Here is a 4629-nt window from a genome sequence, read left to right on the forward strand (position 1 = left end):
GGAAGGGGCTATGGTCGGTTGAGCCGCAAGCCAGGAGACCGGCTGGAGATATGATTTGACATAGGACTGCTGTCGGGTGGACGGCGAGAGGTGCTCATGACGCATATTTTCCTGTCTCCGTGCGAGACAGTTGCTGTACTTTCATATTCTTTGATTGAAGCCCCGGCTTCTTTGCGCTTGCTGACCAGCTAACCCAGATGGCTGAACAGAGAGGCGACCTTCGTGTTCGCCATTGCTTGGTTACGGGTGGAGCTCGTTCCGGGAAAAGCGCATATGCGGAAAAGCTGGTTATAAGCAGCGGGCGGCGCCCGACTTATATCGCGACAGGACAGGCCTTTGACGGTGAAATGGAGGAGCGCATCACGCATCATAAGATGCAGCGCGGCGACCTTTGGGACACTGTTGAGGAACCGCTGGAGCTTGTGCGCGTGCTGGAAACGCATGCCAGCAGCGATCGTGCGATCCTCGTTGATTGCCTGACACTTTGGCTTTCCAACCTTATGCACGGGTCGCGGGACTGGACCGTGGAGCTTGAGCGGCTTGAGGCGGTTCTTAGCTCTTTGCCGTGCCCTGTTGTGTTTGTTGGCAATGAAGTGGGCATGGGCATTGTACCTGAAAACGCCATGGCCCGCGCCTTTCGAGATGAAGCTGGCCGCCTGAACCAGCGTGTCGCCGACCTCTGCCATTTTGTGATGTTTGTGGCTGCTGGACAGCCTTTGCAGCTGAAGCCTGCTGTTTTTCCGGAGATTTCCCTATGACTGTTTCTTTTGCTGCGCCTTCTAAAAAAATCCCTGCTGTCATTATCACTGGTTTTCTGGGTGCCGGAAAAACCACGCTGGTACGCAACCTGCTGATGAAGGCACAGAACAAGCGCATTGCGCTGATCGTCAATGAATTCGGCGAAATGGGTTTTGATGGCTCACTGGTGAATGGCTGTGCAGACCCAGACTGTTCTGCTGATGAAGTGGTGGAGCTGGCCAATGGCTGCATTTGTTGCACAGTAGCTGATGATTTTCTGCCAACCATGGAAATGTTGCTGGAGCGCGAGCAGGTGCCGGATGTGGTTGTGATTGAAACCTCTGGCCTTGCCCTGCCACAGCCGTTGGTGCGTGCGTTCAACTGGCCTTCTGTCAAGCCGCGCGTGACCGTTGACAGTGTGGTGACCGTGGTAGACGCACCGGCTGTTGCTGTTGGCAAAGTAGCCTGCGATGAAGAGGCCGTTGCTGCGCAGCGGGCAGCGGATGATGCGCTGGACCATGAAAGCCCGGTGGAAGAGCTGTTTGCGGATCAGCTGACCTGTGCTGACCTTGTTGTACTTTCCAAAGCGGACCTTTTGAGCGAGGCAGAGCTGGCGGCGGTGAAGCAGACGATCCGTGGCCGTGTTCGCAAGGGGGTTGAGATTGTGGCTGCCTCTCATGGCGAGCTGGCGCTGGATGTTCTGCTTGGCCGTGATGCCGGCGCGGAAGATGATATGGACTTGCGTCTGTCTCACCATGAAGCGCAGCATGCTCACGACCACGACCACGACCACGACCACGACCACGACCACGACCACGACCACGACCACCATCATCATCACGATCATTCTCATGATGATTTTGAGAGTTTTGTACTGCCAACCCGCCGGTTTGCTTCAATTGATGAGGTGAAGGCACAGGTGGAAGCGGCCATGAAGGTTTCTGGTGTGTTGCGCATTAAGGGCAGTTTGGTGGTTGAGGGCAAAACCGCGCCGGTGCTGGTGCAGGCGGTTGGGCCGCGTGTGGAGGCCTGGTTTGCAGCTGGCAGTGAAAGCCACTCCAAACTTGTTGTGATCGGCCTTGCGGGGCTGGACAAGCACAGTGTGCAGGCTGCGCTGAGTGAATTTGAGTTGGTTCAGGCCTGATGCACGTACTTGTCGGGCAATCACGCCGATTGGATGATGGTGAAGAGGCTGTTGACCTTGAGCAGGCGCCTGCGGATGTTGTGTTTTTAAGCGCAGCAGACACAGAGCTTGCCGGGCTTGCGGCGGCGCATGCTCAGCATGAGGGCTACTCTCTTCGGCTTGCCAGTTTTCTGGCGCTGTCGCATCCGTACTCTGTTGATCTTTATGTTGAGCAGACCATTCAGGCCTCCAAGCTTGTTGTGGTGCGCCTTTTAGGCGGTGTTGAATACTGGCGTTACGGCGTTGAGCGGCTGGAAGCGGCTGCCCGCGCTGACGGGGTGAAGCTGGTTCTGCTGCCCGGTGATGACAAGTGGGATGAAGAGCTGGCGAAGCGCTCCACCGTGCGTTTGTCTGTTGCGCAGATGTTGTGGCGATACTTGATTGAGGGCGGAGCGGAGAACCTTTCTAACGCTTTGCTTTATGCCGCGCAGAGTGCGGAGTTGCCTGTCGAGGCCCCATCGGAGCCAATGGCGTTGCCGAGGGCTGGGCTGGTGCTGCAAGGGCATTCGCTTCCTTCCTTAGATGATGTGCGGGCGAGTTGGAAAGACCCAAGCCGTCCGGTCGCGGCAATTGTGTTTTATCGGGCGCTGTACCAGAGCGGTGCAATCGAGCCAGTGCAGGCATTATGCCATGCGCTTGAGGCACAGGGGATAAACCCGCTGGTGCTTTATGTGGCGAGCCTGAAAACTGCGGAATGCGCTGGTGTTGTTTCCAGTGTGTTTGAGCAGTGCCCGCCGGACGTGGTTTTGAATGCCACAGCCTTTGCTTTGTCGAGTGCAGGTGCTGTTCATTCCGGCACGGTGTTGGACAATCCAGGTGCATGTGTTCTGCAGATCGTTTTGTCATCTTCCTCGGAAGAAGGGTGGGCGGAGAGTGATCAGGGCTTATCCCCGCGTGACCTTGCCATGCATGTGGTGCTTCCTGAAATTGATGGTCGTCTTTTGACGCGGGCGATCTCGTTTAAGGAAGAAGGTGGGCGTGATGTCAGGACCCAATGTTCGCTTGTTCGTTTTGTGCCAAAACCGGACCGGATTGAGTTTGTGGCAGCTTTGGCGGCCAATTGGGCGCAGCTGAAACACAAAAACGCAAATCAACGCAAAGTCGGCATAATCCTCGCAAACTATCCCAACAAGGATGGGCGTATAGCAAACGGGGTTGGGCTGGATACGCCTGCCTCTTGCACGCATCTTCTTTCTGTTATGAAAACAGCAGGTTATGAGATTGCTGAAAATGCGCCGGAAGCTTCCGAGGCGTTGATAGACGACCTGCTGGCTGGGCCAACCAACGCACTTAGCAACGCAAACCAACGCAAAGGCGGGGAAGTGCTTGCGCTTGCTCGCTATAAGCAGTTGTTTTCTCAGCTTCCTCTGGTTGTGCGCGAGGGGATTGAGGAACGTTGGGGTGCGCCGGAGGACGATCCGCATATTGTGGATGGCTCTTTCCAGCTGGCGCTGAAGACTTATGGCAATGTCACTGTCGGTATTCAGCCCGCACGCGGCTATAATATTGATCCTAAAGAGACTTATCACGATCCGGCGCTTGTTCCGCCGCATCATTACCTTGCCTGGTACATGTGGCTGCGCGACAGCTTTGAGGCAGACGCACTTATTCACCTTGGCAAACATGGAAATCTGGAATGGCTCCCCGGAAAAGCATTAGCTTTATCAGAGGCTTGCTATCCTGAGGCCGTGATTGGGCCTGTACCGAATATCTATCCTTTCATCGTCAACGACCCTGGAGAGGGTTCGCAGGCAAAACGGCGGTTATCCTCGGTGATCATTGATCATCTTACCCCTCCGCTGGCCCGCGCTGAGAGCCACGGCTCTGCACTGGAGCTGGAAACGTTGCTGGATGAGTATTACATCGCAGCAGGGGTGGACCATCGCCGCCTGAAAGCGCTTGGAAAAGAGATACTTAGCGTTGCTGCGCGTGAAGGTATGGACAAGGATATCGGCCTCACATCGCAGATGGATGAGGACACGCGTCTGGCGCGGCTCGATGCCTACTTGTGTGACCTGAAAGAGTTACAAATCCGCGATGGGTTGCACATTCTTGGGCAGTCGCCAACAGGAGAGCAGCGGGCCGAATTGCTTGTGGCTTTGCTGCGCGTGCCGCGTGGTGAAAAGCCTCACGAGAACAGTCTGTTACGCGCACTTGCTGAGGATTTGAATCTGGTGGAGTTTGATCCACTGGATTGTGCCTTTGAGCAGGCGTGGACTGGTGAACGGCCTGTGCTTTTGCAGGAACTTGTTGACGCGCCGTGGCGCAGCTGCGGGGATACGGTTGAGCGGTTGGAGGCGCTGGCGCTGGCATATGTTTCTGGTGAGCGGGTGGTTCCGGCTGCGTTTACAGCGACTTGCGCTGTGTTGGAGGCATTGGAACAAGAGATTGCGCGCTCAGTTGATGCCTCTGGCGCTGCTGAGGTGGACGGGGTGTTATCCTCCTTGGCCGGACGGTTTGTCCCCCCCGGACCATCGGGTGCGCCGTCGCGTGGTCGCCCTGATGTGCTGCCAACCGGGCGTAACTTTTATTCTGTTGACGTCCGCTCCGTTCCTACAAAGGTCGCCTGGAAGTTGGGTGATAGAAGCGCTAGCGCGTTGATTATGCGGCATTTTCAGGAACATGGTGAATGGCTGCAAAGCATCGCTATGAGCTGCTGGGGAACGGCAAATATGCGCACCGGCGGGGGTGATATCGCACAGGCGCTG

3 protein-coding genes and 1 riboswitch (1 of these 4 running past the window's edge) are annotated in these 4629 nt (G+C 56.2%); all 3 genes read left to right on the plus strand.

Going from position 1 to position 4629, the window contains the following annotated elements; genetic code table 11:
• Positions 1 to 62, plus strand: a riboswitch (cobalamin riboswitch); it begins 242 nt to the left of the window's first position.
• 135 nt (positions 63 to 197) lie between these two features.
• Entirely contained in the window at positions 198 to 758 is a 561-nt protein-coding gene (gene cobU, locus PPL9_RS20555) for a bifunctional adenosylcobinamide kinase/adenosylcobinamide-phosphate guanylyltransferase (RefSeq protein ID WP_082597006.1), read from the plus strand.
• Positions 755 to 1882: a cobalamin biosynthesis protein CobW gene (gene cobW / locus PPL9_RS20560; protein ID WP_057464421.1), complete on the plus strand. Its 1128-nt coding sequence runs from the start codon at positions 755 to 757 to the stop codon at positions 1880 to 1882. The genes cobU and cobW overlap by 4 nt, the downstream gene beginning before the upstream one ends.
• A partial coding sequence (gene cobN, locus PPL9_RS20565; protein WP_057464422.1) for a cobaltochelatase subunit CobN occupies positions 1882 to 4629 on the plus strand: 2748 nt, incomplete at its 3' end. The genes cobW and cobN, both read left to right, overlap by 1 nt.

Origin of the sequence: Pseudovibrio sp. POLY-S9 (assembly GCF_001431305.1) — a bacterium.
In the GTDB taxonomy this organism is placed as follows: domain Bacteria; phylum Pseudomonadota; class Alphaproteobacteria; order Rhizobiales; family Stappiaceae; genus Pseudovibrio.

Coding starts and splice junctions, on each gene's coding strand:
- cobU (WP_082597006.1), top strand. CDS start 198: ATGGCTGAACAGAGAGGCGACCTTCGTGTTCGCCATTGCTTGGTTACG.
- cobW (WP_057464421.1), top strand. CDS start 755: ATGACTGTTTCTTTTGCTGCGCCTTCTAAAAAAATCCCTGCTGTCATT.